The 26,430-nt window shown below is 57.9% G+C and carries 26 protein-coding genes; 5 read left to right on the top strand and 21 right to left on the bottom strand.

What is annotated here, in order from left to right; all coding sequences use genetic code 11:
• Nucleotides 1-172: 172 nt before the first annotated feature.
• The 16 genes from Z946_RS20280 to Z946_RS0100405 form a co-directional block, all read right to left on the bottom strand.
• A complete protein-coding gene (locus Z946_RS20280) occupies nucleotides 173-937 on the bottom strand; it encodes an HpcH/HpaI aldolase family protein (protein WP_037968948.1) in 765 nt (254 codons plus the stop codon).
• The gene (locus Z946_RS0100475) at nucleotides 934-2,637 is read right to left on the bottom strand and encodes a hydantoinase B/oxoprolinase family protein (protein WP_025053786.1); all 1,704 of its coding nucleotides are present in this window, start codon (nucleotides 2,635-2,637) and stop codon (nucleotides 934-936) included. The genes Z946_RS20280 and Z946_RS0100475 overlap by 4 nt, the downstream gene beginning before the upstream one ends.
• Nucleotides 2,634-4,718: a hydantoinase/oxoprolinase family protein gene (locus Z946_RS0100470; RefSeq protein WP_025053785.1), complete on the bottom strand. Its 2,085-nt coding sequence runs from the start codon at nucleotides 4,716-4,718 to the stop codon at nucleotides 2,634-2,636. The genes Z946_RS0100475 and Z946_RS0100470 overlap by 4 nt, the downstream gene beginning before the upstream one ends.
• Nucleotides 4,719-4,786: 68 nt before the next feature.
• Nucleotides 4,787-5,491: an ABC transporter ATP-binding protein gene (locus Z946_RS0100465; protein WP_052836041.1), complete on the bottom strand. Its 705-nt coding sequence runs from the start codon at nucleotides 5,489-5,491 to the stop codon at nucleotides 4,787-4,789.
• A 1-nt stretch (nucleotide 5,492) separates the two neighbouring features.
• Nucleotides 5,493-6,221: an ABC transporter ATP-binding protein gene (locus Z946_RS20275; protein ID WP_037968947.1), complete on the bottom strand. Its 729-nt coding sequence runs from the start codon at nucleotides 6,219-6,221 to the stop codon at nucleotides 5,493-5,495.
• On the bottom strand, nucleotides 6,218-7,162 hold the full coding sequence (locus Z946_RS0100455; protein WP_025053783.1) for a branched-chain amino acid ABC transporter permease: 945 nt from the start codon (nucleotides 7,160-7,162) through the stop codon (nucleotides 6,218-6,220). The genes Z946_RS20275 and Z946_RS0100455 overlap by 4 nt, the downstream gene beginning before the upstream one ends.
• A gap of 1 nt (nucleotide 7,163) precedes the next feature.
• Nucleotides 7,164-8,015, bottom strand: coding sequence for a branched-chain amino acid ABC transporter permease (locus tag Z946_RS0100450; RefSeq protein ID WP_025053782.1), 852 nt, complete (start codon nucleotides 8,013-8,015; stop codon nucleotides 7,164-7,166).
• A 60-nt stretch (nucleotides 8,016-8,075) separates the two neighbouring features.
• The gene (locus tag Z946_RS0100445) at nucleotides 8,076-9,356 is read right to left on the bottom strand and encodes an ABC transporter substrate-binding protein (protein ID WP_025053781.1); all 1,281 of its coding nucleotides are present in this window, start codon (nucleotides 9,354-9,356) and stop codon (nucleotides 8,076-8,078) included.
• Nucleotides 9,357-9,478: 122 nt separating this feature from the next.
• Nucleotides 9,479-9,889, bottom strand: a complete 411-nt coding sequence (locus Z946_RS20270; protein WP_037968946.1) for a Rid family hydrolase — start codon at nucleotides 9,887-9,889, stop codon at nucleotides 9,479-9,481.
• Nucleotides 9,886-11,067: a malate dehydrogenase gene (locus Z946_RS20265; protein WP_081780736.1), complete on the bottom strand. Its 1,182-nt coding sequence runs from the start codon at nucleotides 11,065-11,067 to the stop codon at nucleotides 9,886-9,888. The genes Z946_RS20270 and Z946_RS20265 overlap by 4 nt, the downstream gene beginning before the upstream one ends.
• On the bottom strand, nucleotides 11,064-11,687 hold the full coding sequence (locus Z946_RS0100430; RefSeq protein ID WP_025053779.1) for a BMC domain-containing protein: 624 nt from the start codon (nucleotides 11,685-11,687) through the stop codon (nucleotides 11,064-11,066). The genes Z946_RS20265 and Z946_RS0100430 overlap by 4 nt, the downstream gene beginning before the upstream one ends.
• Nucleotides 11,684-13,063, bottom strand: a complete 1,380-nt coding sequence (locus Z946_RS0100425; protein WP_037968944.1) for an aldehyde dehydrogenase family protein — start codon at nucleotides 13,061-13,063, stop codon at nucleotides 11,684-11,686. The genes Z946_RS0100430 and Z946_RS0100425 overlap by 4 nt, the downstream gene beginning before the upstream one ends.
• Nucleotides 13,063-14,247, bottom strand: a complete 1,185-nt coding sequence (locus Z946_RS0100420; RefSeq protein WP_025053777.1) for a hypothetical protein — start codon at nucleotides 14,245-14,247, stop codon at nucleotides 13,063-13,065. Before Z946_RS0100420 ends, Z946_RS0100425 begins: the two co-directional genes overlap by 1 nt.
• 21 nt (nucleotides 14,248-14,268) lie before the next feature.
• The gene (locus Z946_RS0100415) at nucleotides 14,269-14,568 is read right to left on the bottom strand and encodes a BMC domain-containing protein (protein WP_052836040.1); all 300 of its coding nucleotides are present in this window, start codon (nucleotides 14,566-14,568) and stop codon (nucleotides 14,269-14,271) included.
• A 35-nt stretch (nucleotides 14,569-14,603) separates the two neighbouring features.
• A complete protein-coding gene (locus Z946_RS20260; protein ID WP_037968943.1) occupies nucleotides 14,604-14,867 on the bottom strand; it encodes a EutN/CcmL family microcompartment protein in 264 nt (87 codons plus the stop codon).
• Nucleotides 14,868-16,160 (bottom strand): glutamine synthetase family protein, encoded by a 1,293-nt coding sequence (locus Z946_RS0100405; protein ID WP_025053775.1) that lies wholly within the window; start codon nucleotides 16,158-16,160, stop codon nucleotides 14,868-14,870.
• 95 nt (nucleotides 16,161-16,255) lie between these two features.
• Between Z946_RS0100405 and Z946_RS0100400 the strand changes: the two genes are divergently transcribed.
• On the top strand, nucleotides 16,256-17,398 hold the full coding sequence (locus tag Z946_RS0100400; protein WP_025053774.1) for an FAD-dependent oxidoreductase: 1,143 nt from the start codon (nucleotides 16,256-16,258) through the stop codon (nucleotides 17,396-17,398).
• Here the strand turns inward: Z946_RS0100400 and Z946_RS0100395 are convergent.
• The 5 genes from Z946_RS0100395 to Z946_RS0100375 form a co-directional block, all read right to left on the bottom strand.
• Nucleotides 17,387-17,722 (bottom strand): hypothetical protein, encoded by a 336-nt coding sequence (locus Z946_RS0100395; protein WP_025053773.1) that lies wholly within the window; start codon nucleotides 17,720-17,722, stop codon nucleotides 17,387-17,389. The two genes, Z946_RS0100400 and Z946_RS0100395, sit on opposite strands and share 12 nt — an antisense overlap.
• Before the next feature lie 89 nt (nucleotides 17,723-17,811).
• Entirely contained in the window at nucleotides 17,812-18,501 is a 690-nt protein-coding gene (locus Z946_RS20255; RefSeq protein ID WP_025053772.1) for a type 1 glutamine amidotransferase, read from the bottom strand.
• On the bottom strand, nucleotides 18,498-19,976 hold the full coding sequence (locus Z946_RS0100385) for an FMN-binding glutamate synthase family protein (protein WP_025053771.1): 1,479 nt from the start codon (nucleotides 19,974-19,976) through the stop codon (nucleotides 18,498-18,500). Before Z946_RS0100385 ends, Z946_RS20255 begins: the two co-directional genes overlap by 4 nt.
• An 83-nt stretch (nucleotides 19,977-20,059) precedes the next feature.
• The gene (locus Z946_RS0100380; protein WP_025053770.1) at nucleotides 20,060-20,752 is read right to left on the bottom strand and encodes a GltB/FmdC/FwdC-like GXGXG domain-containing protein; all 693 of its coding nucleotides are present in this window, start codon (nucleotides 20,750-20,752) and stop codon (nucleotides 20,060-20,062) included.
• Nucleotides 20,749-21,693: a class II glutamine amidotransferase domain-containing protein gene (locus Z946_RS0100375; protein WP_025053769.1), complete on the bottom strand. Its 945-nt coding sequence runs from the start codon at nucleotides 21,691-21,693 to the stop codon at nucleotides 20,749-20,751. The genes Z946_RS0100380 and Z946_RS0100375 overlap by 4 nt, the downstream gene beginning before the upstream one ends.
• Before the next feature lie 119 nt (nucleotides 21,694-21,812).
• On the opposite strand from Z946_RS0100375, the gene Z946_RS20925 reads away from it, so the two are divergent.
• From Z946_RS20925 to Z946_RS0100355, 4 genes are all read left to right on the top strand, one after another.
• Nucleotides 21,813-22,478 carry a GntR family transcriptional regulator gene (locus Z946_RS20925; RefSeq protein ID WP_025053768.1) on the top strand — a complete coding sequence of 222 codons (666 nt, stop codon included), beginning with the start codon at nucleotides 21,813-21,815 and terminating at the stop codon, nucleotides 22,476-22,478.
• A gap of 180 nt (nucleotides 22,479-22,658) precedes the next feature.
• Entirely contained in the window at nucleotides 22,659-24,365 is a 1,707-nt protein-coding gene (locus Z946_RS0100365; protein ID WP_037968942.1) for a class I adenylate-forming enzyme family protein, read from the top strand.
• Nucleotides 24,362-25,654, top strand: coding sequence for a 3-hydroxyacyl-CoA dehydrogenase (locus Z946_RS0100360; RefSeq protein WP_025053766.1), 1,293 nt, complete (start codon nucleotides 24,362-24,364; stop codon nucleotides 25,652-25,654). The genes Z946_RS0100365 and Z946_RS0100360 overlap by 4 nt, the downstream gene beginning before the upstream one ends.
• Nucleotides 25,651-26,430 (top strand): enoyl-CoA hydratase-related protein, encoded by a 780-nt coding sequence (locus Z946_RS0100355; protein ID WP_025053765.1) that lies wholly within the window; start codon nucleotides 25,651-25,653, stop codon nucleotides 26,428-26,430. The genes Z946_RS0100360 and Z946_RS0100355 overlap by 4 nt, the downstream gene beginning before the upstream one ends.

The raw sequence follows: 26,430 nt of genomic DNA, 5'->3' as shown, positions 1-26,430 counted from the left end.
GATTGCGCGCCGCGAGGGCGCACGTGCAGAAGGGTTGGCACGCGAACATGCCAGGCTCGCCCTGATTAATTTCGACTATCTGAACGATACCGACACCGCAGCGACACAGGCGGTGCCGGGCTTGTCACTGGTTACCAATTCGCAAGGCTGACACGCGTCTGCACATGGGTTCTTACTTGACTGCCGCGAGCAGAGCATCACTGGCCCGCGCCAGCAAAACCGTATCCGTACCGCAAGCGACAAAGTTGAAACCCTCGTTCAAAAGCTCTTTGGCGAAGGCAGCATCGTTGACCAGCGTGCCAACCGGCATCCCCTTGGCCATCAGTTTCTTCGCGGCGGGGCGGATGAGGTCCCAAACTTCGGCATCGAGCGGTTTTCCCAGTTTGCCGATGTCTGCGGCGATGTCGGCTGGCCCAAAGAACAGCCCGCTGACACCTTCTATATCCGCAATCTCTTCCGCCTGTTCGATAGCAGCGCGGGATTCCAGTTGGAGCAGGACAGTTGTCTCTTGTTCAATGCGATCAATGTAGTCAGTCACGCGGCCAAATTTATTCGCGCGTGTCCCACCGGAAAACCCGCGCACGCCATGCGGCGGATAGCGGGTGGCGGCGACAGCGGCTCTGGCCTCTTCCACCGATTGGATCATCGGAAACAGAAGACCCGGCGCGCCCAGATCAAGCAGCCGTTTCACGGCGACGGCATCGTTCCATTCGACCCTGACAATGGCGGTTGTGCCACTTGAGGCAAAAACCTGAAGCTGGCCAAGCACGCTGAAATAGTCATTCGGGCTGTGTTCCATATCGACCAGCGCCCAGTCAAAGCCCGCAGGTGCCACCACTTCGGCGGCAAAGTTGCTGGACAGACTGACCCATATGCCGATTTGCTTGTCACCCTTGGCAAGGGCGGCGGTGAACGGGTTGGGGGCGAGTGCGGTCAAGGGGTCTCTCCTTTTGCTGCGGCGTTCAGAACGGAGGCGATTGTGTCCTGGGACAGTCCATAATCATCCGCCGCAGATTGGGCCGAGATATAGCCCCGCGCCAGATCACGGCGGACCAAGGCAGGATCGCGCTCGGACGGATCACCATAACCGGCACCGCCCGGAAATGCCATTTCGACACGTGCGCCATGGGGGACGAATTGTTTACCTTTCACATGCATCGGAGTGCCATCATCGCGCTGGATCGTTGTACGCCCGCCCTCTTTGCCGCCGCGGCGCCCGCGTGCGGGGTGCTGGCCCCGATCAAACATTGCCTGAATGTCGAACTCGTGACCTTCCATCGCGCCGACTTCCATGTATTGGCCCAAGCCCCCGCGTGTTTTGCCGGCACCACCTGAATCGGGTCGCAATTCCTTGCGCCAGATGATCACCGGCCCTGCATGTTCGGTCGCTTCGATAGGCATGGTCATCACGCCGGAGGGGAAGGCCGTGGCGTTTAGCCCGTCCACTTCGGGCCGCGCGCCTGATCCGCCGGAGTTAAAGGTCAACACCTCGGAACGGCGGGCATCTTTTGGCGCGGGGGCATCGGTGCGGGGGCGCAAGGAGACCTGAAAGTTGCACAAGCACCCTGCCCCTTCGGCGGGCACAAGGCCGGGCACGATCTGGTCAAAGGCATTGAACACCACGTCCGGGACAAAGTGTCCGACGATATGGCGCAGCGCCACGGGTGCAGGATGCACCGCATTGACGATGGTGTTTTCCGGCGCGCTGATCCGAAAGGGTTCGAGCGAGGCGGCGTTGTTTGGAATTTCGGGCGCAATAGCAACTTTGAGCGCGTAACAGGCGTAGGCTTTGGCGTAGACCAGCGGGCAATTGATGCCCTTTTTATCGACGCCAGAGGTGCCGGTAAAATCCGACATGATGTGGTCGTCATGCACAGTAACGCGAACCTTGAGCGTGATCGGCACATCGAAGCCGTCGACCGTCATTTCTCCGTCGGCAGAGGTGCGCGGCAAGGCGGCGATGCGGTCAAGCGTGGCACGGCGCGAGTTGTCGAGGATGAAAGCCGCGATGCCATCGAGGGTTTGCAGATCGAATTCCTGCATCATGTCGATCAGGCGGCGGTGACCGATCTCGTTACAGGTGGCCAGCGCGTAGATGTCGCCGATCAACTGATCCGGTTCGCGGACATTGCCGCGAATGATGCGTGTCAGGGTTTCATCCACCTTGCCCTGATCGGCAAATTTCATGATGGGCAGATAAAGCCCTTCTTCGTAGACGCTATGTGCATCAGCACCAAACCCGCGCCCGCCGATGTCCACGATATGCGCGGTGCAGGCAAAAAATCCGACCAGCGTGCCGTTGAAAAAGGACGGGGTGACCATGGTGATGTCATGCAGGTGGCCGGTGCCTTCCCAAGGGTCGTTCGTGATATAGATATCGCCCTCAAGGATATTCTCGCGCCCGATGCGGCGGATGAAATGCGCGACCGCATCGGCCATGGCATTGACGTGACCGGGTGTGCCGGTCACGGCCTGGGCAAGCATACGCCCCTGCGTGTCATATACTCCTGCCGAAAGGTCCCCGGCCTCGCGGACAGAGGTCGAAAAGGCGGTGCGCACGAGTGCCTGCGCCTGTTCCTCAACCACAGAGATCAGACGGTTCCACATAACCTGATAGGCGACATTGGACGGGGTCATGAGCGGCCTCCAGCTGTGATATCGATACAACCGTCCGGCTGGCGCATGGCGGACCGGCTGGCGGGGATAATGATGGTGGTTTCGTCTTCGGTAATGGCGGCGGGGCCTTTGATCGTCTCGCCTGCCGTCAGGGTGGTGCGGTTGATCACGTCTGCCTGTGCAAATGCACCGCCGGCCGCGTCAAAGATCGGACGACTGCCCACGGCCGCGGCGCTGGCCGTTGCGGCTTGAGCCGCTATCGGCGTGACCTCCTGCGGCGGGGTTGTTGCGTTGGCGGACCAGACGGTAATCTCGATATCCATGCCAGCCACAGTGCGGCCAAAGAGATTGGCGTAATCCTCTTCGAAACGCGCTTGGAACGTCGCGGCATCAGGCGTCATCGCCTGCTCTTCCGTCAGATCAATCGGGATTTCCCAGCCCTGCCCGGTGTAGCGCATGTAGACCTTGAACTCCGACAGGATTGGACTGACCTCATCGCAGGTACGGACAAAGCCGGTTGCCTCGTCGCGCAATTCTGTCAGCAGCGCGCGGATGCGCGGGCCATCAAAATCGCTGAGCTTCATGTAGACCGAGCGGTTCGCCTCGAAACTATAAGGAGCACGCAGGAAACCGATGGCGGAACCGACACCGGCGCCGGGTGGCACGATCAACCGGTCCACGCCCAGCTTTTCGCACAGCCGCGCAGCATGCAGCGGTGCGGCACCGCCAAAGGCGATCATGGTGTATTCGCTCAGGTCCTCGCCGTTTTCCACGGCATGAACACGGGCAGCGTTTGCCATATTCTCGTCCACGACTTCGGCCAGACCAAAGGCGGCTTCGGTCGCATCCATTTCAAGCGTATCGCCGATATGCGCGTGCAAGGCAGCTTGGGACTTGTCGCGGTGCAGCGGGATCGAGCCACCTGCGAAATTGTCGGGGTCAAGTTTGCCCAACACCAGATCGGCATCTGTCACAGCGGGGCGCGTACCGTCGCGCCCGTAGCAGGCAGGCCCCGGCTCTGATCCGGCACTTTCGGGGCCAACGCGGATTTGGCGCATGGCATCCACATGCGCCAGACTGCCGCCGCCTGCGCCAATTTCGACCATATCAATCACAGGGATCGAAATGGGCATGCCCGAACCCTTTTTGAAACGATAGGTGCGGGCGACTTCGAACACGCGGCTTGTTTTAGGTGTCTGGTTCTTGATCAGGCAAATCTTGGCCGTGGTGCCACCCATGTCGAAACTCAACACTTTGTCGATGCCATAGCGTGCTGCGATGTGGGCGGCAAAAACCGCGCCACCTGCGGGGCCGGATTCAACAAGCCGGACAGGGAAGTCGGCCGCGTTCTGGATAGAAATGATGCCGCCGCCAGAGTGCATCAGGAAGATACGACACGTGACGCCTTCGGCTTTCAGGCGTTCTTCGAGCCGGCCAAGGTAGGATGCCATAAGCGGCTTGATATAGGCGTTGGCGACCACGGTGTTAAAGCGTTCGTATTCGCGCATCTGCGGCGACACTTCGGAGGAGATCGAGACCGATACATCAGGCATCTTTTCGGCCAGCACATCGCGGATCATCTGTTCATGTTCGGGGTTCAGATAGGAATGGATCAGCCCTACCGCGATGCTTTCAACACCCGTCATTGCAATTTGGTCGGCCAGCGCCTCAACCTCTGTGCGGTCCAGGGGGATCATCACCTCGCCCTTGGCGTTTACGCGTTCGGCCAGCGTAAACCGCATCTGGCGCGGCAAGAGCGGGTCGGGCAGCGTAAGGTTCAGATCATATTGTTCGAAGCGCGATTCAGTGCGCATTTCGATGACATCGCGAAAACCCTTGGTGGTGATCAGCGCGGTTTTGGCCCCGCGCCGTTCGATCAACGCGTTGGTGGCCAGCGTCGTGCCGTGAATGATCTGGTCGATCTGCGCAGGCGTGATGCCCGCCTTGCTGCAGACCTGATGCATCCCGTCAATGATCGCGTTTTCCGGTGCGGCATACGTCGTCAAAACCTTGGTTGAAAAAGACTGTCCGCCTTTTTCAAGAACTACATCAGTGAAAGTTCCCCCGATATCAACGCCAAGGCGAATGGAATGTGCAGTCATGTGATGATCCCTATCAGTCTTGCCTGACATTAGGGCGATCACGGTGGGAGTTGGAAGAGCTTGCGCGCTCAGGCACCAAAATAGCTTTTGGCAAGCTGGTCGTCCTTGGCCAATTCTTCGGCAGTGCCTGTGGCGGTGACATGCCCCCCTTCCAGCACATAAAGGCGGCTTGCCAGTGACAGGGCAAAGTTGGCGTTCTGTTCGGTGATAATGACAGTCAGCCCCAGTTCCGCTGACAATCGTTTAAGAACTTCGGCAATTTCGGCGCATACTTTAGGCGCAAGGCCGATCGTAGGCTCATCCACCAGCAGGATTTTCGGCGACGACATCAGCGCACGGCCAAGCGATACCATTTGCCGTTCACCGCCGGATTGTGTCGACGTTTCCTGCGCTTCGCGTTCTGCAAGACGCGGGAACAGGCGGTGCACGGCTTCCATGTTCTTGTCGATATCGTCCCGTGCGGTATAGGCACCAACCAACAGGTTGTCCCGCACCGTCATATGGGGAAACAGGTTGAACCGTTCCGGCGCATATCCAATGCCGGCCCTGACCATATAGCCGGGTTTGCGACCGGTAATGTCTTCGCCGTCCAGAGTGATCTGGCCGGTGGTTTTGACCAGCCCCATGATGCAATCCAGCAGCGTCGATTTGCCCGCGCCGTTTGCCCCCACTATTGCAATCGTCTCTCCCGGTTCCACATGCAGGGATACGTTCGAAAGGGCCTGCGCCTTGCCGTAGAACGCACAAAGATCATCAATCTTGATCAGCGACATATTATGCCTCCCCCAGATAGGACGCGCGGACTTCGGCATTGGCCAGCACATCGCGGAAGCTGCCATTTGCCAGAAGCGTGCCGCGTTCGATGGCGATGGCGCGGTCGATCAGCGGTTCCATCGCGGGCAGGTCATGTGAAACCATGAGAAACGTAAATCCGCGCTGTCGCAAATCCTGGATCAGCTCGGCGATCATGCCGATTTCACCACTCGTCAGACCCGCAAACACTTCATCCAGCAGCAATACTTTCGCGCCGGTTGCCAATGTGCGGGCAAACTCAAGCTTACGCAGATCCCCCATGGCCAGCTCTGACGCGGGCCGGTCAAGATCGGCGGCGGCAAAGCCTACAGATGCGGCGATTTCATCTTCGCGTTTGCGGTCAATTGTGCCGAAGATCATTGCACGCAAGCTGTCCGGCATCAGGCCGACCCGTATATTCTCGCGCACACTCAGATCAGAAAAAGGGCGCGGCACTTGATAGGTGCGACTGATGCCAAGGCCAATCCGGTCGGGGGTAGAAAGGTTTGATATTTCCTGACCCATAAAGGTGATTGTGCCGCTCGTCTGTTTCAACTCGCCCATAATCTGGCTGAAGACAGTGGTTTTGCCTGCGCCATTGGGGCCGATCAAACCCAGCGATTCACCCTGCGCCAGATCAAAGCTGAGATCATTGGTGGCCGTAAGACCACCGAAGCGTTTGACCAGATTGCGGATCTCCAGCGCGTTCATGTCTTGGCCCCCCGCAGGCGGGCCACACCGCTGTCGATGATCGCCATGATGCCCTTTGGCTGGTACATATAGATCAATAGCGCGATGGCTCCGTAGACAAAGAACCTCTCCTGCCCCGGTAAAAAGGGGCGCAGCCATTCCAGTAGGAAGACCATAAAAAATGCGCCGATGATCGGGCCGAGGATGGTCCCTGCCCCGCCGATTAGAACCGCGACGATGATCTGGAACAAAACGTTGATATCAAAGAAAGCCCGTGGCGTGATGGTGCCAAGGTAATGCGCATAGAACGCACCGCCCAATCCTGCAACAGCGGCCGATACGAGAAAGGCAAAGCTTTTCAGGCGGGTGGTAGAAAGCCCTGACCCGCGCACGGATTCCTCATTCTGTCCAATGGCCCAAAGCGCCGTGCCAAGGCGTGTGCGCATCAGCAACCAGGCAAAAAGCGCCACCGCGAGCATCAAACTAACGGCAAGGTAATACCCGTTCTCGGCACCGCGTGTGAGCGCAGGCAACCGCGAAATGCCTCGTGTGCCACCGGTCAGATCGGGGCGGATAACGGGGACAAGCTGATACATCAGTTCCATCACCGCCAGAGTTACGAGGGCAAAATAACTGCCTTTGATCCGCAGGGCTGGCAGCAGCACGATCAGACCGCCGAACATAGTCACCAGAACAGCAATCGGGATCGAAGCCTCCACCGGAAAGCCATAGCGGCGTGTCAGTATCGCCGTGGTGTAAGCCCCGATGCCAACAAGAAACGGATGACCAAAAGAGATGTATCCGGTCCGGCCAGACAGGATATCCCAAGAGATGGCAAAAATGGCGAGGTAGCACGCAAAGATCATGGTGCGCAGCGTGCCACGTCCGACAAGTTCGGGCATCAGCAGCATACCGGCGATAAACAGCGCCCAGAGAATAAAGTGGTGAGGACGGAGGTTCACGTTAATGTTCCTCCCGTCCGAATAGACCCTGTGGCCGCACAATCAGCACGCCGATAATCAGCAACATCGTAAAGACCCCGCGCAATTCGGGTGCCCAGACGGCCACAATTATGATCTCGAGAAAGCCAATGATATGCGCCACAATCAGTGTGCCAATGATTGATCCGATCCCGCCGACGATAACAATCGCCACAGAGATGATGACGGGCGCCACCCACATATTTGGCGATAGCTGCGTGTAGCTGGCAAAGAACACACCACCCGCAGCACCAAGGCCGCCCGAAATCGCCCAAGTGATCATGTTGATGCGATCCGGATCGACACCCGAAATCGCCGCACCTTTCTGATCCATCGACACCGCTTGCATGGCGCGGCCTGTGTGAGTGCCACGGATAAAGGCATAAAGCGCCAGAATAATGATCCAGCTCATCAGTGTGGCAGCAAGGATGTTATAGGTCACCTGCGCGCCTGATATCGTCACCACACCGGGGATGATCGGCAGCAGGATTTTGGACGCATCGCCAAAGACAAGCACAACGGCTGACTGCATGATAACAGCCAAAATCAGCGTTGAAATCTCTACCGCAACGGCGTCACCCTTGAGGGGTTTTACGATCAGGCGGTGCTTGAGCAGACCCATGATCGCCCCGACTGCAACCGCGCCCGCGAAACCTATCAGCTTGGGCAGACCCAACTGTTGGGACAGCCAGAAATAGATATAGCCACCGACCATGATATAGGCGCCATACGCGAGGTTCAGCGTGCGCCCGATCGAGAAGATCAGCATGAAGCCCATCGCGATAAGCGCGTAAAGACCGCTGAGCAAAAGCCCTTGGATGATGATCTGCAACATCAGATATTTGCCTGTATGGGAGGGTAAGGCGGACCCGTTCAGGCCCGCCTGAGGTTCGTTTTACTTCACCCAGCTTGGGACTTCGAACTCGGTATTGGCGTATTCAAAGGGATACACCACGCCAACGCTGCCGTCTTCTTTCCACTGGATAACCACCATGGACGGCTGGGCATCATCGTAAGGTGCCGTCAGATCGAACCGCGCGTTCTGAGGGTATGTCCGGCCAGTCACTTCTTCTTCTTCCCCGTGCTGCCAGAAACCGTAGCGCAGCCATAGCTTGCCGTCTTTTTCCAGCTTCAGGTCCTGCTTGAGCATCGCCGCGTTCCACGCTTTGACGTCTTCGAACCCGCCAGCTTCTTCGGCGGCGGCCATCGCCTGTTTCAGACCGTGATAGGCGTTGAACCCGTTAAAGTGGGGCATCTTGGGTCGGCTGTCATACTTGGCCTGATAGTCCTCGACGAACTTGGCACTGACAGGATCAAGCTCGAACCCGACGGAAGGGATTGGGGACAGTGTGGAAATGCCGCCACCTGCACCGCCCGTGTCTTCCCAGTACTCCAGCCCCAGCGCCGAGACGTTCACGCCGGTCATCGCCATTGGCACTTGCAGCTTCACGTATTGCGATGAAATGACCTGCGAGTTGACAGAAGACACCTGATAGATGAAGTCCGCCCCGGAGGCCTGAGCTTTGGAAAAGAGCGGCGCAAAATCGACGGTGCCGATGTCATATGTGATGATCTCTTTGGTCTCGATCCCGGCAACTGGACCCAGTGCATCGGTTACAAGACCGGTGATCGCCTCACCAAAGGCTGTGTCTTCGGCCAGAATGACAACCGATTCCCAGCCCATTTTCGCCTTCAACACATCGGCACCGAAGTTGATATAGAGCGTTGCCAGCGCTTCGTCGCTTGCGATGTTCATAAAGTAGGGGGCCATCAGGTCAGGGTCCTCGATAACCATATCGATGATCCCGATGTAGCTGGTCCATGTGTCCAGCGTCGGGATCTGGAATTCCTGCATACGGGGCAACCAACCAAGGCTTACATCGTCGATGGAACCCGAGATCACAAAATCGACTTCTTCCGTTTCGGCCAGATATTCGTAAGCTTTAACACCTTCGGTCACGTCCTCGCCGGTGTCGGCGGTGACCATGACAACCTGTTCACCCATCACACCGCCTGCGGCGTTCAGCTCTTCGATCGCCATCTCGGCACCGCGCAATGTGGAAAGACCGGTGTCAGAAGAAAGCGATCCGATAAACCCAACCTTGATGTCTGCCATCGCTGTCGTGGCCATGAGGGTCGCGGCCACAGAGGCAGCAATACTGTAACTAACTTTCATGAAAATCTCCCTTGTTGGTATGAATGCCCCGTTTTTCCGAGGTCTACTGTATTCTGTATTCTGTATTCTGTATACAGTACGCAGAAGCAGAGACCGATCAATGTTTTTCTGATTTTTTGTGGTCATGTGGTGGGGATGTCGCCGTTAACGCTGTGAATAACAGCATCAACGTCGATCTCTACAACCAATCCGGGCTGCGTCAGACCGGCGGTGACAGCCGTCAATACGGGATCGATTCCCTCAAATACTTCGCCATGCGCCTGTATAAAGCCAGCCGCATGAGACATTTCTGTCAGATAGACGCGGACGCGTGCCACATGTCGCAACTCGGCCCCGACTTCGCGTAGGAATTCTTCGGTCCGCATCAGGATATATTTCGTCTGCGCATAGGCATCATAAGGCGCATGGATTTTGCCCGTCGGCTCTAACGCTGTGGTTCCAGCCGTATACGCAAATGGGCCGATACGCTTGGCGCGGGCATAGCTGCCGATGTCTTCGAACCGCCCGCCTGCCTTATGGATTTGAACGCTCATGTGGCCAGACGCGTGCGGATTGCATCGGCTGCCGTATGCAGGGCGGCAGTCTCCGCTTCGGTCAGACGCAGCTCCTCGATTTTAATCATGCCGCCTTGGCCCAGATGGGCAGGCACACCCAGCACAACATCGTCGATCCCGTATTCCCCGTTTAACATGACGGACACCGGCACCGGACCGGTACGGGCCCCTCGCATGTGATCGATCAGTTCGATCGTTGCGTGGGCCGGAGCGATAGTGGCAGAGCCGGACTTCTTCAGCGCTACGACCTGACCGCCACCGGTAATTGCGTCCTTCACACAGGCCTTGACCTGCTCTTCGCTCAGAAAAACATTCAGCGGCCTGCCTTTGATCGTCGCCCGCGAGGGGATCGGTGCCATCTCTTCGCCATGCGAGCCGAGCGTGATGGCATCCACATCGGCGGGCGACACACCCGCCATCATCGCCAGCGCATTACGAAAACGACTGCTGTCGAGCGTTCCGGCCATGCCAAGAACCCGTTCGCGCGGGAAACCTGTGACGCGCAGCATCTCGGTTGTCATTTCGTCCAGCGGATTCGTGACCACAATCACGACGGCATTGGGTGCTTCTGACCGTATCGCTTCACCTGCCTGGCGGATCACCCGTGCATTTACATCGATCAGATCAGCGCGGGTCATACCCGGAGAACGGGCGCGGCCAGCAGTCACAACGATAACCTCTGCACCTGAAACGAGATCTAGCGTTTCGCCACCGATGCAGCGGCCAGCGGCACCCGTGATGCCGGAGGTATGGTTCAGATCAAGCGCAGTTGCGGCAGCCATGCCGGGCGCAATGTCGATCAAAACGATCTCCTCGGCCATGTCCGCCCGCGACGTCAGATGTGCGATGTTGCCACCCACGCCTCCTGCTCCGATTAACGCGAGCTTGCCCAACCGGCGTGCCTTGCGCGGACTGCGCGATGGTGCCTGCCATTTCGGGGCGCGGCGATATAGCGTCCGCCGCATGGACGTCGCCCCATCGGTGCGCACAGGTGCGGGCATTTCGACCGGACCATCAACCAGCTTTAATCCCAAACGTTCAGCACTTTCACGCGCCAGCGCCGTGACGATATCACCCGGCATCACTTCAACAATCAAACGGCCGCGCTGCCGCGCGTCTTCAACTGTATCGGTGCCGATGACGCGCCCTTGTGTCATTCGCTCTGACCGTCCACTGCCTCAATGGCGCGGGTTGCGGCCTCGACCGCGGTGTTCACCGAATCTTCTGAACCGGAAATAAACAGCCGCCCGAAACGGCCAACGGCACGCACCTCGACCATGTCGATGTCGGCGGCTTTCTCGGCCTCATTCGCAGCGATGGAGATATAAGCAGCAGGCGCACATTCGATGATGCCCAGCGTTTGCCCCGGGACCAGCAGTGAACCCTTGCGCCATTTGTTCAAAAGCTGCGCCTGATATGGCTCTACGCTTGTGATAATCTGGGTATTGGTGATCGACGGTTTTAGGCGGTCCGACATAGTGGCGCCCAACTCTGCCAGCATCGCATCGCGGGCAGCCGAAACTTCGGCGTTGGAAGGGGAACGCAGGATGAAGAACCCGAATTCACGCTCGACCATTTGAGTCGTCGCCTCGACACTGGATGCTTTCAAGGCGCGGTCAATCAGGGAAAACACACCGTTGCCCGGCGCGAATTCACCGATCAGAACAGTATCGCCCGACAGCGGCACAGAGCCTTGCACCGTGGCACCATTGTAGGCGGCGAATTTGGGTTGCAAATTGTCGATCTGCATCAAGGCCCGAATGGTGATCCCGCTCATTTGCCATATTCCTTATAGATGTCGCGCCAGGGTCGGCTTTCATAGGCCACGCGCTTGATGTTGATCAGATGTAATGCTGTGACATTGTCAGATGTGATGGAGCCGGACCATGTGCCGGTGCCCAGCATGAAAGAAGGCTCTAAATCGGTAGAATAGCCCATGCCGCCCATGATTGCCGGTGTATTGACCAGAACACGACCTGTCGGGATTGTCGCGAATTTGGCAACAATCGACGGATCGTCGCAGTGCAATACCGATGAATGCCCCCATCCTTCGAAACGCGCGATCTGTTGAGAAAGCTCAAGCCCGTGTTCGGAGCTCTTTGCCTCGTAAAAGGCCAAGACGGGGTTTAATTTTTCTGCAGACAACGGACGCTGCCAGCCGATCTCGGTTTCCTCGGATACCAGGCACCGTGTACGTGGCGGGATCGAGAATTGTGCCGCATCCGCCAGCGCTTGCGGCGATTGCCCCACACGTTCCGCATTCATCGCTTGTTTGCTGGTAAAGATCACATTGGCAAGACGATCGGCCTCGGCTGGCGTGCAAAAATATGCGCCCTTCAGCTTCATCTCGTGACGCAGGTCGCGGGCAATTTCCGGGTCCGCGATCACCGCCTGCTCGGAGACACAAGCCGTGCCATAGTCGAAACATTTGGACGTCACGATCATCTCGGCCACTTCGGCCAGATCGCGCTTTTTCGATTTGTGCACGTAGCATGGTACGTTGCCTGCCCCCACCGCCAGCGTCGGCTTGCCAGAGGAATAGGCCGCTTTGACCATCGCAGGACCACCCGTCGCCATGACCACAGAGGTCCGGCGATGGCTCATCAGTTCGGCAGTGCCCTGGATCGTCACCTGATCCATGCATTGAATGAGTCCCTTGGGTGCGCCCATCTGTTCGGCCACGCGGGCCATGATCCGCACCGTTTCCATCCCGCACTTCACCCCGCGCGGATGCGGCGCGCAGACAATTGCGTTGCCAGCTTTGACCGCCGACAGCACCTTGAAGATAATTGTAGACGTCGGGTTGGTCACCGGAACGAGCGCTGCAACAACGCCCATCGGTTCGCCAAATGCGGCAATCTTGGTCGCGTCATCGCGCCAGAGCATACCTAGCGTGGTGATGTCGCGCAGATACTCCGCAACAGAAAGAGAGTTGAACAGGTTCTTGACCCGCTTGTCCTCAACATTGCCGTAGCCAGTTTCATCAACCGCCATCTGGCCCAGACGTTCCGCTTCGGGCTCAATTGCGCGGGCCATCGCTTCGACAATGGCGTCTACATGCGCAGGATCAGTCCCTAAAAAGGCTTTGTAGGCCTCAAACGCGGTTTCCGCCATGCGTCGGGCGGCGGCGATAGATTGAAGATCGGCGTCCATTATCGGCCTCCCGGCGTGAGGGCATCAAAGGTGCGGCGTGCATCGTCGATGGAGTTTGCGGTAATGCCCATCGTCTCTAGTCTGCGACCGGATGCGGCGATGTCTGCGTCAAGGATGGCACCGGTAAGCGCGATCATCGCGCGGGTTTGTGGCACGTCGATCCCAGCAAGTTCAGCGGCGGAGCTCAGCGGCACAAGCGAACCGATCACACCGTCACGCAGCATTATACGGGCCGCATTTGGGTCAGGTACGGGGCGCGCGCCCTCCCCCTTTTGCGGACCGGTGTGGTTTGCAATCCATTCATCAGTATCGGGTAGTCCACGCACACCAAAAGCGCGTGCAACTTGTCGCCGCTCTTCGGCCATAGCTTGGATAAGGCGCATCTGGTCAGAACCGATCAGGCTGGCAAACGTCAGGTTTTCCGGCAGGGGCACACCGCCCATCGGAACGGTCACACCGCCGGATGCCAAACCCGGACCGCCCATCACAAGTGCCGGAATATTCACAGCCGCAGACAGGTCCGCAAACCCGCTGGCGAGGACGGAATCGACTTCATCTAGATTGGGCAGGATATGCGACAGACCGGCAATGGCTTCACTGCGCCCCCGCGGAAGGGTCGCTGCAACCACTGGGCCACGTGCAGAAAGCGCAAGTGTCGTGCCTTCTGGTTTGAACCAGAACGGCAATCCTTGGGTTTCGACCAAAGTTACATCAGCCGTGCCTCCCCCTAAGCGCAACATCCAGGCGGCCTCAACCGCGCCCAATGATCGACCCGGTGCGAGGACCAGCACCTGCCCGTCGGCCAGATGGTCTGCCAATACCATGGCATAGGTGCGTTGTTTATGGATTGGTCCGGTCAGAAAGATAACTTCCGCACCGTCCACTGCCGCATCCAACTCTGCCGTCAGCTTGATCGACGACGCGCCACTATCGACTTGATAGGACCCAAGCGGCCCTGCACCGCGCAGGGCAATGCCAGAGGACGCGCGCAGCTGCTCCAGCTCTTTCCCGTAAGCGGAGAAAAGCGTGACATCGCAATTTTCGGCCAAGGACAACGCAGCAATCAGGCGTGCATCCGCACCTCCGCCCAACACCGCAATGCGGTTGAAACGGGGGGGCGTGGCCACAGCGCTGCTGCGGGACTGGCTTGCCACTCGGGCAAAATCCTCAAAATCGGCGGGCATGGGCGGACCTCTGGCTTGGGGTTACGCGCTCAGACCGTCGAGGATCGCTTCCAGCTCGTCGTGCGGACGCGCGATCACATGGACAGATACAACTTCGCCCACTTTGTTTGCTGCTGTAGCACCGGCGTCTGTCGCCGCCTTCACAGCACCGACTTCGCCGCGCACGAGGGTGGTAATCAGACCGCCGCCCGCTTTGGACTGGCCGACGATGGTGACGCTGGCCGCTTTGACCATGGCATCCGCCGCTTCAATTGCGCCGACAAGGCCGCGTGTTTCGATCATGCCAAGAGCCATTTGGCCCGGTGTTGGTGATTTTGCCATTGGAGGTATTCCTTTGAGATTGAGATAAGTGAGTGTCAGACGCTGATGCGGTCCACGATTGCGACAATTGCCAGATCGACCGGTGCAGAAGACAGCCCCTGCGCCATGCGGGCGGCTGAACCTTGGGTCAGCAGGACCGTGTCGCCGACTCCTGCGCCAACGGTATCGGGGGCGACCATGCCTGCGGCGAGAACCGTACCGGCAGCGTCAATGATATCGACGACAAGCAGGGTCTGACCGGTCAAGCGTTCTGCTTTGACTGTGGCTGTAACAGTACCTGTGATGCGGCCAAGCTGCATTCAGAGTGTCCTTAGATAACGGGCGGTTTCAACGGGTGTGACTTGTTCGGCGAAGAACCCCTGCTCGCGTTCACACATCTGGCAATAGATCTCCCATGTGACATCGCCCATGACATCCTTGAGCCAGTCAGAACCACGTGCCAGTTCGATCGCCGTACCCAGATCGGTCGGGATCGGCTCTCCGTGGCACTCCTCATAGGCGTTGCCGAGCGTGGGTTCTGTCGGCTCCATCTTCTGTTCTATGCCGTCCAGACCGGCTGCCAGATCGGTTGCCATCAGCAAATAAGGATTGGCATCTGCACCGGCATCGCGTTTTTCGACCCTGACCGCCTTTTCCGTTCCTTCGATAATACGCAGCGCAACTGTCCGGTTATCCGGACCCCATGATGTGTTGACCGGGCAGAAGGTATAAGGCGCGCGGCGCCGGAAGCCGTTGGGCGTAGGAGAACCACAGATTGCCGCTTCTCCCATCCGTTTTTGCAAACCGGCGGTGAACTGTCGGCCCAATTCGTTCAATTTTCCGCCGTCAGAAAAGGCGTTCTTTCCATCTTTCCAAAGCGAATAATGGACGTGAAAACCATTGCCGGATTGTTCAAAAAACGGCTTGGGCATAAAGGTCGCGAGGTATCCGTGGGCGATGCCCAACTGGCGCACCAGCGATTTGAAAAGAACGACGCGGTCTGCTGATAAAAGCGCATCATCATACCGGATGTTCACTTCGACCTGACCAGCGGCATATTCGGGGTTGGATTGTTCAATGGGAATGCCGCATTCGTTAATCTGGCGGCGGATCGGCCCGACAATATGTTCCATCCGCGCGGCACGGCCAAGGCCGTATACCTGAATACCTTCATCACGGGGCAAACCTGTTTCCGGGTCTAGCAGATAGAACTCAAGCTCAGCGCCGGTCGAGACATCAAATCCCATTTCCTTTGCGCGCTCCACCTGTTTGATCAGAGCCTGACGCGGATCAATCGGAACAGGTTTGTGGTCCATCCCCTCGGCACGGGCGAAACAAACGGCCACCCCTTCTTCCCAAGGGATCGCAACGGGCTTTGTCATCGGAAACATATGCATGTCCGGATAACCGTTATCGAAGTTCACATAAGGGCTGTCCCAGACATCACAGTTCGAATCGATGGCCAGCATTGCAATAGACAGCGCATTTCCGTCAGCGCAAATCGTTTCCCAATGCGACGCGGGAATACGTTTCCCACGCATAATTCCGTTCAGATCCCCAAGACCCAGAATAACAGTATGAGTGCCTTCAGGCAGGCTGAAATCCGTGTTCATATGATCTGTCGCCCGGTCGAGAATCTAATTGTTTTTGTGTGTATTCTGTATACAGTATTCACGAAACCAATGACCTGACAAGGAAAAATAGGCCGATGACACGAAATTCCTGCATCGTCGTAGGGGGCGGAATTGCCGGCCTGATGACAGCGCTGCATTTGCAGCGGCGCGGCGAACAGGTGACGTTGATCGACCGCTGGGAGCCGGGCCATGCCCGCGCTGCCTCGACCGACTATAACCGTGTTATCCGTGCCATTTCGGGTCGTGACGAATTCTATACTCGTTGGGCGCGCGAAAGCCGGGCCATGTGGCTCGAGATGCAGGCCGAATGCGGGCTGAACCTGATGTACGAATGCGGTGCGCTGATCCTCGCCACCAAGGGGCATTGCGACTGGGAAGACGCAACAGCCGACACCTTTGATAAAGTCGGGGTGCCCTACTACAAGTTTACCCGCGACGAGGTCCGCGCACGGTTTCCACAGTTCAAAGTCGACGAAATCGACTATGCCTTGTTCGAGCCTGAAGCAGGGCTGTTGATGGCGCACCGCTGTGTGCTTGCCGGGCTTGATCTATTCAAACGCGCAGGCGGCGTCGTGAAGCGGGGGACCGTGACAACAGATGCACAAGAGCGTCCGATGTTGGATGGTGCCCCCTTGCAGGCCGATCTGATCGTGATTGCGACGGGCGCATGGATGTCAGAGATGTTTCCGCGCACAATCAAACCGATCAGCGCGATCATGGGCATCAACGTGCTTTATACTTCGACACCCGACGGGTCCGATCAGTTCGATATGGAAAACATGCCTTGCTGGATTGATCACGGTCAGGGCAGTTTCGGCATTCCGTCATCCGAAGGGTCCGGCGTCAAGGCGGCGGTGGTCATCCCCAATACACCCATCGACATCAACAACGATGAACGGTTGATCGAGAAAGCATCGCTTGCCAAAACGCGCCAGTACATCCGCCACCGCCTGCCGGGTCTGGAAGGTCAGCGGGTTGTGGACAGCAAATTCAATCAGGTGATCCTGACACCGGACACGCATTTCATTGTCGACTGGCATCCCGAGCACGAGAACGTTCTGTTTGCAGGAGGATGCTCAGGGCACCTGTTCAAACACGGTCCTGTATTTGGTGATTTTGTGGCGGGTGTTGCGGTGCGCGATTACGGGACGGCCGACCGGTTCAAGATCACCGGACGGCGCAAATTATCCCCCAAGGAAAGCCCCTCAGGCCGGTGACATATCCGCGTAGACCGTCGCATTCGGGCAGCGGCCCGCGTCAAAATCAACCCCGAGATCAAGCGCATTCTGGCAAGCTTTGGCACATTGGCAATGACCGCAGGTCTGTGCCAGTTCCAAGGCCAGTCCCCGATCCGCATCAATAAGCGCAGGCGTCACACCGTACTGCGCGGCCAGCGCCTCCATGCGGTCTCGCGTGCCGGCTTTGCTGGTGGACAGGCGTCTGAAATCAGCGCGGCTCAGCCCCATATCTGACAACTCAAGCTCTGACGGCGCGCGATCGCGGCCTGTGAAAAAACCTCTGAAAAATGTCGCGATGGTCATATGTAATTCTCCCGAATGCGGATTATGCAAGAGGAATACACTTGGATTCGGCGACGTGTCCTTGATCTGGATCACATTCGAGCGCGGGTCTACGTGGGAATTGCACCGCGAAAGAATTCCCCGACCTGTTTGGCAAACAAATCAGCCGATACATCACTCGCATCAAGCTCGGCCACAGCCTTGTCTGTCACCTCTTCGGACAGCACCTTACCCCTGCTGCGGCGCAGGAATGTCGAGACATAGTCGGGCGCGTATTCAGGGTGAAACTGTACCGACATCGCAGGAAAATCATACGCCAGTGCAGCAACGGGGCAGTAGTCTGCTTTGCCAATCACCGTTGCACCCGGCGGGATTTCCGTGACCTGATCCTGATGCCACACGTGTCCGGTGACTTTCTGCCCGTCGATATCAAAAGCACGCACGCCGACTTCGGCAGCACCAATCTTTTCGGCTTTGCCACCAAAGACATCCGCCATGATCTGATGCCCGAAGCAAACACCGAACATCGGTTTTCCTGCGTCGCGTGCATCAATCAACCAGTCGCGCAGTGGCTGCATCCATGGCGTATCGTCGTAAACGCCCTTGTCAGACCCTGATATGATGTAACCGTCATAGTCGTCCGGTGGCGGAAGCGGTGCACCCTGAACAACATCAACTACTGTAAAATCGGCCTCAGGCAGATCACGCGAAGCCCATGCCGCAAGCAAAGCCCCGAACTTTGCCTGATCGCTTTGATATTCCGGCAACCAGACACACAGATCGAGAACAGCAATCCTCACCAGTCATAGGCGCGGTCGATTCCCGCCATCTTCACCCCGGTAAACGCGGACGCTTGCAGGCTCAGCGCGCGCAGGTCTTCAACCTCAAGGTTGTGCACAGAGGATTTGCCGCACGCCTTCGCCAATGCGGTGATCTCCATGGTCATAGCCGTCAGGTATCGTGCGACCCGTTCAGCCCCCGCTGTAGGATCCATGCGTTTTTCCAACTCGGGGTCTTGCGTCGCGATGCCGACAGGGCAACGGCCCGTGTGACAATGGTGGCAAGCACCCGGCGAGGTACCAAGCGCGGCGTAATCCTCAAGGTAGCGGGGCGAGTTGCAGCCCATCGCGATCATCGAAGCGTTTCCGATCATCACCGCATCAGCCCCGAGGGCGAGGCATTTTGCAGCATCCACACCGGAGCGGATACCACCCGCCGCGACCAGTTGCACCTTGCCGGTCATGCCGCATTCATCCAGCGCCTCACGTGCCGCGCGGATGGCGGACATTGTGGGAATACCGGTATGATTCAGCAGCAATTCGGGCGACGCGCCGGTGCCGCCTTCGGCACCGTCAACCACCACCACATCAGCGCCTGCTTTCGCAGCAACAGCAACGTCAAAGCGCGGGCGGGTTGCGCCCATTTTGATGAATATCGGCACCTGATAATTCGTGGCGATGCGCAGCTCTTCGATTTTGACGGCCAGATCGTCCGCCCCCAGAAAGTCAGGATGGCGGATGGTGGAGCGCTGATCGACACCTTCAGGCAGCGTGCGCATTTTCGACACCCGCGGCGAGACTTTCATCCCAAGCAGAAGCCCGCCTGTGCCAGGTTTTGCCCCTTGCCCCACGACCAACTCCAGCGCATCAGCACGGCGCAAATGGTCAAGGTCCACGCCATAACGCGCCGGCGACATCTGATAGAGCAAGCGTTGCGAGGCAGCGCGTTCTTCTTCCAGCATCCCGCCTTCGCCGGTGCAGGTCATTGTCCCGACTTTAGACGCACCATGGCCCAGCGACGCCTTGGCCGAAGCGGACAGCGCACCAAAGGACATAGAGGCAATATAGATCGGGATATCCAGCTCTATCGGCTTTTCGACCAGCCCCTTGCCGACACCCAAGACTGTCTTTGTCTCACATTTCTCGCGGTACCCTTCCAGCGGCAGACGCGTCATCGTGGCCGGAACAAAGGTCAGATCGTCAAAGGTCGGCAGTTGCTTGTTGAAGGTATTGTAGCCGCGCACCTGATAGCGACCAAGTTGCGCCAGTGCGTGAACCTCGGAAATCGCTTCAGGAGTCCAGCGGGTAGAGCCGCCTTCGTCGTAGGATGACGGAACGCCCGCCGGACGCCCCTCAACCGCGCCTGCATCACGAAACCGGATTTCGTCTTCCGACGCCATTTCAAAAGGGTATTCATAAGGCGCGTCGATCTTGGCGTGATCCATATCACCCCCGTTTACGATGCCTGCCTGTCCGCCGTCATTATCTTCTGCCATGTCTTATATCCCGTCTCTGCGGGGTGGAGGTGACCTCCACCTTACGTCTCACTCGTAAGGTGGGCACCGGCCCACCCGTGTTCTCAGATCATCAACCACGCACTTGCATCGCGCGCTTCAAAATACCAAAGCCGCTGGCCCGACACCATTTTGCGCCAGTCACGGCTGCTATCGACCAATCCCAACGGCTCCAGAATGGCGTCAACTTCGGCCACCTCTTCGGCCGTGGGCTCAATAACGTTCACATCCACGCCAAGGCTTTCAATCGGACCGGCCACCCAGACTTCGCCTTCCCACAGCGCGTCGGCACAGCTTTCGCCTGCACCACCCAACGCAATGATTTTGCCCGCGTGCGCCATGAAACCGGACTGGTATCCGATGGTCCCTTCGACCACGATATTGCCACCCTTCATCGCAACGCCACAGCGCGGACCCGCATCCCCTTTGACGTGGATCGTACCGCCGATCATGGCAGCACCGCAGGACATGCCCGCACGACCGCCAACCTCTATATGCCCTTTGGCCATACCCTCGCCTGTTGCCCAGCCGGAGTTGCGCTCGATCGTCAACCGCGAACCGGTGTTCAGTCCGCCGCAGTAGTATCCGACCGACCCTTCAAAGGTGATGTCGGCCCCATCCGGCAGGCCCACGCCCAGATTGTGCCGTGACAGTGTATCAACCACACGGATCGGCTTGCCCGTCTTGCAGGCCTCTTGCAGTTCTTCGTTGATCTCGCGGATATGCCGCTTGCCGACTTCGATAACGATTTCACTCATGCCGCCATGCTCCGGTTGCCAACGCCCCAGATGCCGAAAAGGCTTGGGCCATCATGGTTGATGACGTCACATTCATCGGTAAAGACCGTGCGCACCGCCTGTTCTTCTGTCGCGGCAGCAAGCTCCCCATTCTGTTCGATCACCACCAACGGCTTCATGGCAAAGCGGTCCTTGGCATAGCCAATCCCGTCCGGTGTCGCGATCATAAAGGTAAAGACGCCATCAATAGAGGTGATCGATTTGCGCAAGGCTTGCTCCATCGTCAGCCCCTGCTTCATCTGGTCAGACACCCAGACCGCGATCAATTCACTGTCGTTCTCTGTCAGGAAGCGGTAGCCCGCCCGCCGCAGATGATCGCGCTGCGTATAGTAGTCGGTAATCTGCCCGTTATGCACGATGGCCACATCCGAGAAAGGTCGCGCCCAGAACGGGTGCGACGCATTGGGCAGCACGCTTGATTCTGTCGCCAGCCGCGCATGGCCCAACCCGTGTGTGCCAATCATATCGTGGACTTTGTGTTTTTCGCTGACCTGTTCGGCCCCGCCGATATCCTTGACGATCTCCAGCGAGCGGCCACAGGACTGGATCTCGATCCGTCCCGAAAGCTCGTCTGCGTCTGATACCCATGCCGCCAGATCAGTCGGATCGCTGATCTCCATGCGAAAGCAATAGTGCTTGCTGGCGTCGCTTATGATCTTGGGATCGCTCAAAAAATCGCCACCATGTTCGCGCAGCGTCGCGCGGAACAGGTCCAGATCGGCGTCCATCTGGCCTTTGTTGAACCCCATACCGCGCAGGACATACCCGCTGTCCATCGGTGCGCCGTAAACGGCAAATCCGGTGCTGTCGGCCCCGCGATGTTCCTGTGCTGCCATCAGCGCTACAAGGTCACGCCCCACAGCTCCCGGTGCGTTCAAGATCCGCCCTGCAATCCCACACATGCGCTTCTCCCTCGGTGAATGTTTCGGATACTGTATACAGTATTCAGGCTATGGCAAGAGGCTGATTGCGCCTACTGCATTTCTGTATACAGTGTTCAAAAATACATTCCTGAGGACTTATGGCTCTGCGCAGTATCACCACCCAACGTCGCCGGTTGGCAGACGAAGTATATGACCAGTTGGTCAAGGCAATCATGGACCGCGAAATCGGCCCCGATGACCGCCTTGTCCAAGAGAAGCTGGCCGCCGAGCTGGACATCAGCCGCACACCTGTGCGCGAAGCATTGCTGCGCCTTGAGAAAGAGGGCGTGCTGCATCTGGCCAATTCGGGCGGCTTCCGTCTGGCCAAGATCAGCGAAGAAGAAACGCTTGAACTTTATCAGGCGAGGGCCGCTATCGAAGGTCAGGCAGCGCGCATCCTCGCTGCACGCCAAAATCCGTCAGAACTGGAAAATCTACGCGCACTGATCACAAAGCATGAAACGCTAAAGAACCCGAGCACGCGTGATTATTTCGTCGCCAACCGCGCCATTCATCGCGCGTTTATGGAGGCTGCCGGTAATCGCTTTCTGCTCGAAATGTTTGATATGATCTGGGGTCGCGCCATGGCGTTTCACCTTTTTGCAGCGATCGAAAATGCCGATATTGCCAAATCTCTCGGCAATCACATCGAACTGGTGGACGTCATCGCCACAGGTGACCGCGCCGCTGCGCTGGAAGCCTTTACCGCACATATTCAGGACGGCTTTGAACTTCATCTCGACGGGATACGTCAAAGCATCTGATCTACCGGCCTGCCAACAGGTTTTTCGCATGATTTCGCGGAATGACGTTCCGTTCTGCGGTATTGGCTTGTTCAAATTTCCTGCATAGTCTTCACTCAGCAGAGTCGGCGCATCTTGTGGAGGAACCGTGCCGATGTTTGACCTTGGGAGGGGATCAATGCGCGAATTAGAGGTGCCGCAATGACGGCAATGACACCTGAGGCCGCCGTGCAACATGTGGTCAGCACCAATCCGACTTTTGCAGTCCACAACATCACGGTGCGCGGCGTATCCATCAAAGCATTCAAGAATATTCCGGGCACTGTTCCCGGCCTTCTTGCCGCCGGTTGGGCACAGCACGGCGACGGCCAGCTGGAATATATCGCATACGAAAACGAAAGCTGGACCTACGCAGAATTCACCGCGTCGGTTTATCGACTGGGCCATGCCCTGCGCGACGATCTTGGGATGAAATCGGGGGACCGCATTGCGATTGCGATGCGCAATTATCCCGAACTCTTGATGTTGGTCCTTGCTGTTTCTTCCATCGGCGGCGTGGTTGTTTTCGTCAATGCATGGTGGACGACAGAAGAGCTCGACTATGCCCTGCGCGACAGCGAGGCCAAAGTGGTCTTTGCCGACGGTGCCCGTATGGAACGTTTGCAGCCGCTCAAGGAAACATTGGGCCTCACATTGATCGGCGTGCGTGATGGCGAAGGCCAGACCGCGCTTGATCTGAGCACATTGCGCGATGGTGCTGCCTCTGACACGGCCCCCGATGTCACTATAGATACCGATGGTGATTTCGCGGTCATGTATTCCTCAGGCACGACGGGCCATCCCAAAGGTGTGGTTCAAACCCACCGCGGAGCGGTGAACGCGGTTTTCAGCTGGCTCATGCAGTCGGTCATCGCACCACTGATTGATCCCCCTGCCCCGGATGCGCCCGCCGCGCCGCGCCCTTCTGCTCTGGTCGTGACGCCGCTCTTTCACGTCACTGCGACCCACCCGCTGTTCCTGCTCAGCCTGCCTGCGGGCGCTAAAATTACCCTGATGCACAAGTGGGACGCAGAAGAGGCCGTGCGGTTGATACGCGACAACAGCATCACGCGCTTTCTGGGTGTACCGACACAATCTGCCGAATTGATGGAAGCGGCCAAACGCATGGGCGAAGGGCTGCCCACGATGGACTATCTTGGTTCCGGCGGCGCAAAGCGTCCTGCCGCACAGGTGGCCCAACTTGCCGAAGCTTTCCCCAACGCAGGTGTCGCAACCGGTTGGGGCATGACAGAGACGAACGCGCTTGGCATTGGCATGATCGGCGACGATTATAAGGCGCGGCCGGAATGTGCCGGCAAATTGCATCCTCCCGTTCAGGAATTGCGGATGCTGGATGACCACGGCAACGATGTGCCCAACGGCACGATCGGCGAGATTGCAGTCAAAGGACCGCAGGTCATGCGGTGCTATCTGAACAAACCAGATGCGACCGCCGAAACGGTCGTCGACGGCTGGCTGCGTACCGGAGATCTGGGTGTGCTGGATGACGAAGGATACGTCACCATTCTGGACCGCAAGAAAAACATCATTATCCGCGGCGGTGAAAACATTGCCTGTCTCGATGTGGAAGGCGCGTTGCACCGGCATCCCGATGTGCTCGAAGCGGCTGCCTTCTCCGTTCCCGACGACCGGTTGGGAGAGATCGTAGGCGCCGCCGTCCAGCTGCGCGATGGCACCCGTCTGACGCAGCAGGACATGGCCGCTTTCCTTGATGGCCACCTCGCCAAATTCAAAATTCCTGTGCATCTGTGGGTGCAGCATGATGTGCTGACCCGCGGTACCACTGATAAAATCGACAGACGCGCGATCCGCACGGCCTGTCTCGACAACCAAGAGGCTCAAGTATGAATACCCCGACTGATGAAGAAATTGGCGCCTACATTGCCGCTGCCGGACAGGCCGCATGGGAAGTGCCGGACCTGCCACAGGATACGCCCCGCCGCGATGTGAAAACCGTCGGCATCATTGGTGCGGGCACCATGGGTGGCGGCATCGCGATGAACTTTGCCACGGCCGGCTTCGAGGTAAAGATCGTCGACACCTCGCAAGAAGGACTTGATCGTGGGTTGGCCGTGGTGCGTGGCAATTATCAGCGCTCGTCCGACAAGGGCCGCTTCCCCCAAGATGAAGTCGAGGCGCGCATGGGCCGCTTTCACGGCACGCTTGCAATTGCCGATCTGGCCGACTGTGATCTGATCATCGAAGCCGTGTTTGAAAACATGGACCTCAAGCGCAAGATATTCACCGAGCTTGACGCCGTGATGAAGCCCGGTGCGATCCTTGCCACCAACACCTCCGCGCTCAACATCGACGAAATCGCCGCGATGACCAAGCGCCCCGAGGACGTGATCGGCCTGCACTTTTTCTCTCCCGCGAATGTGATGAAATTGCTGGAAATCGTGCGTGCCAAGCACACAGCAGATGACGTTGTCGCAACCTGCATGGACCTTGCCAAAACGATCAACAAGATCGCCGCGCTGGTCGGCGTCTGCCCCGGTTTTGTCGGCAACCGCATCCTGTTCGCGCGTCAGATTCAGGCCAACAAACTGGTCTACCAAGGTGTAATGCCATGGGACGTGGACGCAGCATTAAACCAGTTCGGTTTTAAAATGGGACCCTTCCAGATGTCCGATCTGGCGGGCCTTGATATCGGCTGGTCCAAAGGGGCCAAGACCGACAATCCGATCCGCGATGCACTGTGCGAACTGGACCGGCGCGGGCAGAAAACCAAGGCGGGGTTCTATGACTATGACGAAAACCGCCGCCCTATCCCGTCTGATGTAACCGCTGGCATCATCAAGGACATCACCGGTGCCGAACCATCTACGATGAGCGCGGAAGAGATCATCGAGATCTGCATCTATCCGATGATCAACGAGGCAGTGAAAATCCTCGAAGAGAACAAAGCGCAGCGCCCGTCGGATGTCGATGTGGTCTGGCTCAACGGCTATGGCTGGCCAGCGGATAAGGGGGGGCCGATGTTCTACGGCGATATGGTCGGCGCCCAAGCGGTACTGGATCGCATGGAAAAGCTGGGTGCCGATGACCCTGCCTTTGCTCCGGCAGAGACCCTGCGCAAACTGGCCGCATCTGGCGGTAAATTCACAGAAATCGACACCGGAGGGCTGAAAGTATGAGCTACGAATTCATCAAAACCGAGAAGAAGGGCCATATTCTGGTCGTCACCATGAACCGGCCCGATGTCTACAACGCGGTGCACGTGGATATGCACAACGAGATGGCCGATTGCTGGGACGCCTTTGCAGCAGATCAGGATCTGTGGGTCGCGGTTTTGACCGGTGCGGGTGACAAGGCGTTCTCAGCAGGGAATGACCTTAAGGCGACGGCGGCGGGTGGTGCACGCGCCACCATGACACCGATGGGCTTTGCCGGACTATCCTCGCGCTTCAATCTGGAAAAACCGATCATCGCGGCCGTCAACGGCTTTGCGATGGGCGGCGGATTTGAAACGGCTCTGTCCTGCGACATTATCCTCGCCTCCGAGAACGCCAAGTTTGCGTTGCCCGAAGTCAAGGTCGGCTTCTTCGCCGCTGCGTCTGGCGTGCAGCGTCTGTCACGGTATATCGGGCGGCTGGCCGCGCAGGAAATGATGTACACCGGTCGCACAATCATGGCGGACGAGGCTCTTAAGATGGGTTGCGTCAACGAGGTGCATCCGCATGACCAGCTGATGGAAAAAGCGATGGAGAAGGCCGAGCAGCTGTGCACGGTTTCCCCTTCCGCCGTCAAAGCGACCAAGCGTGTGATGAACGATATGTATGCACGCGACGGGTTCGCGGACAGCATCGCCTTCTCCCGCGAGGTTATCGCAGACCTCAGCAAAACCGAAGATTTCAAAGAAGGCGTTAACGCCTTTGTCGAGAAACGCGCACCCAACTGGGTGAACAAGTAA

Source organism: Sulfitobacter noctilucicola, assembly GCF_000622385.1.
In the GTDB taxonomy this organism is placed as follows: Bacteria; Pseudomonadota; Alphaproteobacteria; order Rhodobacterales; family Rhodobacteraceae; genus Sulfitobacter; species Sulfitobacter noctilucicola.
Note: the sequence above shows the minus strand (reverse complement) of the source record. Positions and strands in the feature narration are given on the sequence as shown.

Coding starts and splice junctions, on each gene's coding strand:
- Z946_RS20260 (WP_037968943.1), bottom strand. CDS start 14,867: ATGCAGCTTGGCCGCATCACAGGTACTGTTACAGCCACAGTCAAAGCA.
- Z946_RS0100420 (WP_025053777.1), bottom strand. CDS start 14,247: ATGCCCGCCGATTTTGAGGATTTTGCCCGAGTGGCAAGCCAGTCCCGC.
- Z946_RS20270 (WP_037968946.1), bottom strand. CDS start 9,889: ATGAGCGTTCAAATCCATAAGGCAGGCGGGCGGTTCGAAGACATCGGC.
- Z946_RS20925 (WP_025053768.1), top strand. CDS start 21,813: ATGGCTCTGCGCAGTATCACCACCCAACGTCGCCGGTTGGCAGACGAA.
- Z946_RS0100465 (WP_052836041.1), bottom strand. CDS start 5,491: ATGTCGCTGATCAAGATTGATGATCTTTGTGCGTTCTACGGCAAGGCG.
- Z946_RS20265 (WP_081780736.1), bottom strand. CDS start 11,067: ATGACACAAGGGCGCGTCATCGGCACCGATACAGTTGAAGACGCGCGG.
- Z946_RS0100445 (WP_025053781.1), bottom strand. CDS start 9,356: ATGAAAGTTAGTTACAGTATTGCTGCCTCTGTGGCCGCGACCCTCATG.
- Z946_RS0100395 (WP_025053773.1), bottom strand. CDS start 17,722: ATGACCATCGCGACATTTTTCAGAGGTTTTTTCACAGGCCGCGATCGC.
- Z946_RS0100470 (WP_025053785.1), bottom strand. CDS start 4,718: ATGACTGCACATTCCATTCGCCTTGGCGTTGATATCGGGGGAACTTTC.
- Z946_RS0100430 (WP_025053779.1), bottom strand. CDS start 11,687: ATGAGCGGGATCACCATTCGGGCCTTGATGCAGATCGACAATTTGCAA.
- Z946_RS0100450 (WP_025053782.1), bottom strand. CDS start 8,015: ATGTTGCAGATCATCATCCAAGGGCTTTTGCTCAGCGGTCTTTACGCG.
- Z946_RS0100425 (WP_037968944.1), bottom strand. CDS start 13,063: ATGGACGCCGATCTTCAATCTATCGCCGCCGCCCGACGCATGGCGGAA.
- Z946_RS0100355 (WP_025053765.1), top strand. CDS start 25,651: ATGAGCTACGAATTCATCAAAACCGAGAAGAAGGGCCATATTCTGGTC.
- Z946_RS0100380 (WP_025053770.1), bottom strand. CDS start 20,752: ATGAGTGAAATCGTTATCGAAGTCGGCAAGCGGCATATCCGCGAGATC.
- Z946_RS0100360 (WP_025053766.1), top strand. CDS start 24,362: ATGAATACCCCGACTGATGAAGAAATTGGCGCCTACATTGCCGCTGCC.
- Z946_RS0100475 (WP_025053786.1), bottom strand. CDS start 2,637: ATGACCCCGTCCAATGTCGCCTATCAGGTTATGTGGAACCGTCTGATC.
- Z946_RS0100400 (WP_025053774.1), top strand. CDS start 16,256: ATGACACGAAATTCCTGCATCGTCGTAGGGGGCGGAATTGCCGGCCTG.
- Z946_RS0100405 (WP_025053775.1), bottom strand. CDS start 16,160: ATGAACACGGATTTCAGCCTGCCTGAAGGCACTCATACTGTTATTCTG.
- Z946_RS0100415 (WP_052836040.1), bottom strand. CDS start 14,568: ATGGCAAAATCACCAACACCGGGCCAAATGGCTCTTGGCATGATCGAA.
- Z946_RS0100375 (WP_025053769.1), bottom strand. CDS start 21,693: ATGTGTGGGATTGCAGGGCGGATCTTGAACGCACCGGGAGCTGTGGGG.
- Z946_RS0100365 (WP_037968942.1), top strand. CDS start 22,659: ATGACGGCAATGACACCTGAGGCCGCCGTGCAACATGTGGTCAGCACC.
- Z946_RS20275 (WP_037968947.1), bottom strand. CDS start 6,221: ATGAACGCGCTGGAGATCCGCAATCTGGTCAAACGCTTCGGTGGTCTT.
- Z946_RS0100385 (WP_025053771.1), bottom strand. CDS start 19,976: ATGGCAGAAGATAATGACGGCGGACAGGCAGGCATCGTAAACGGGGGT.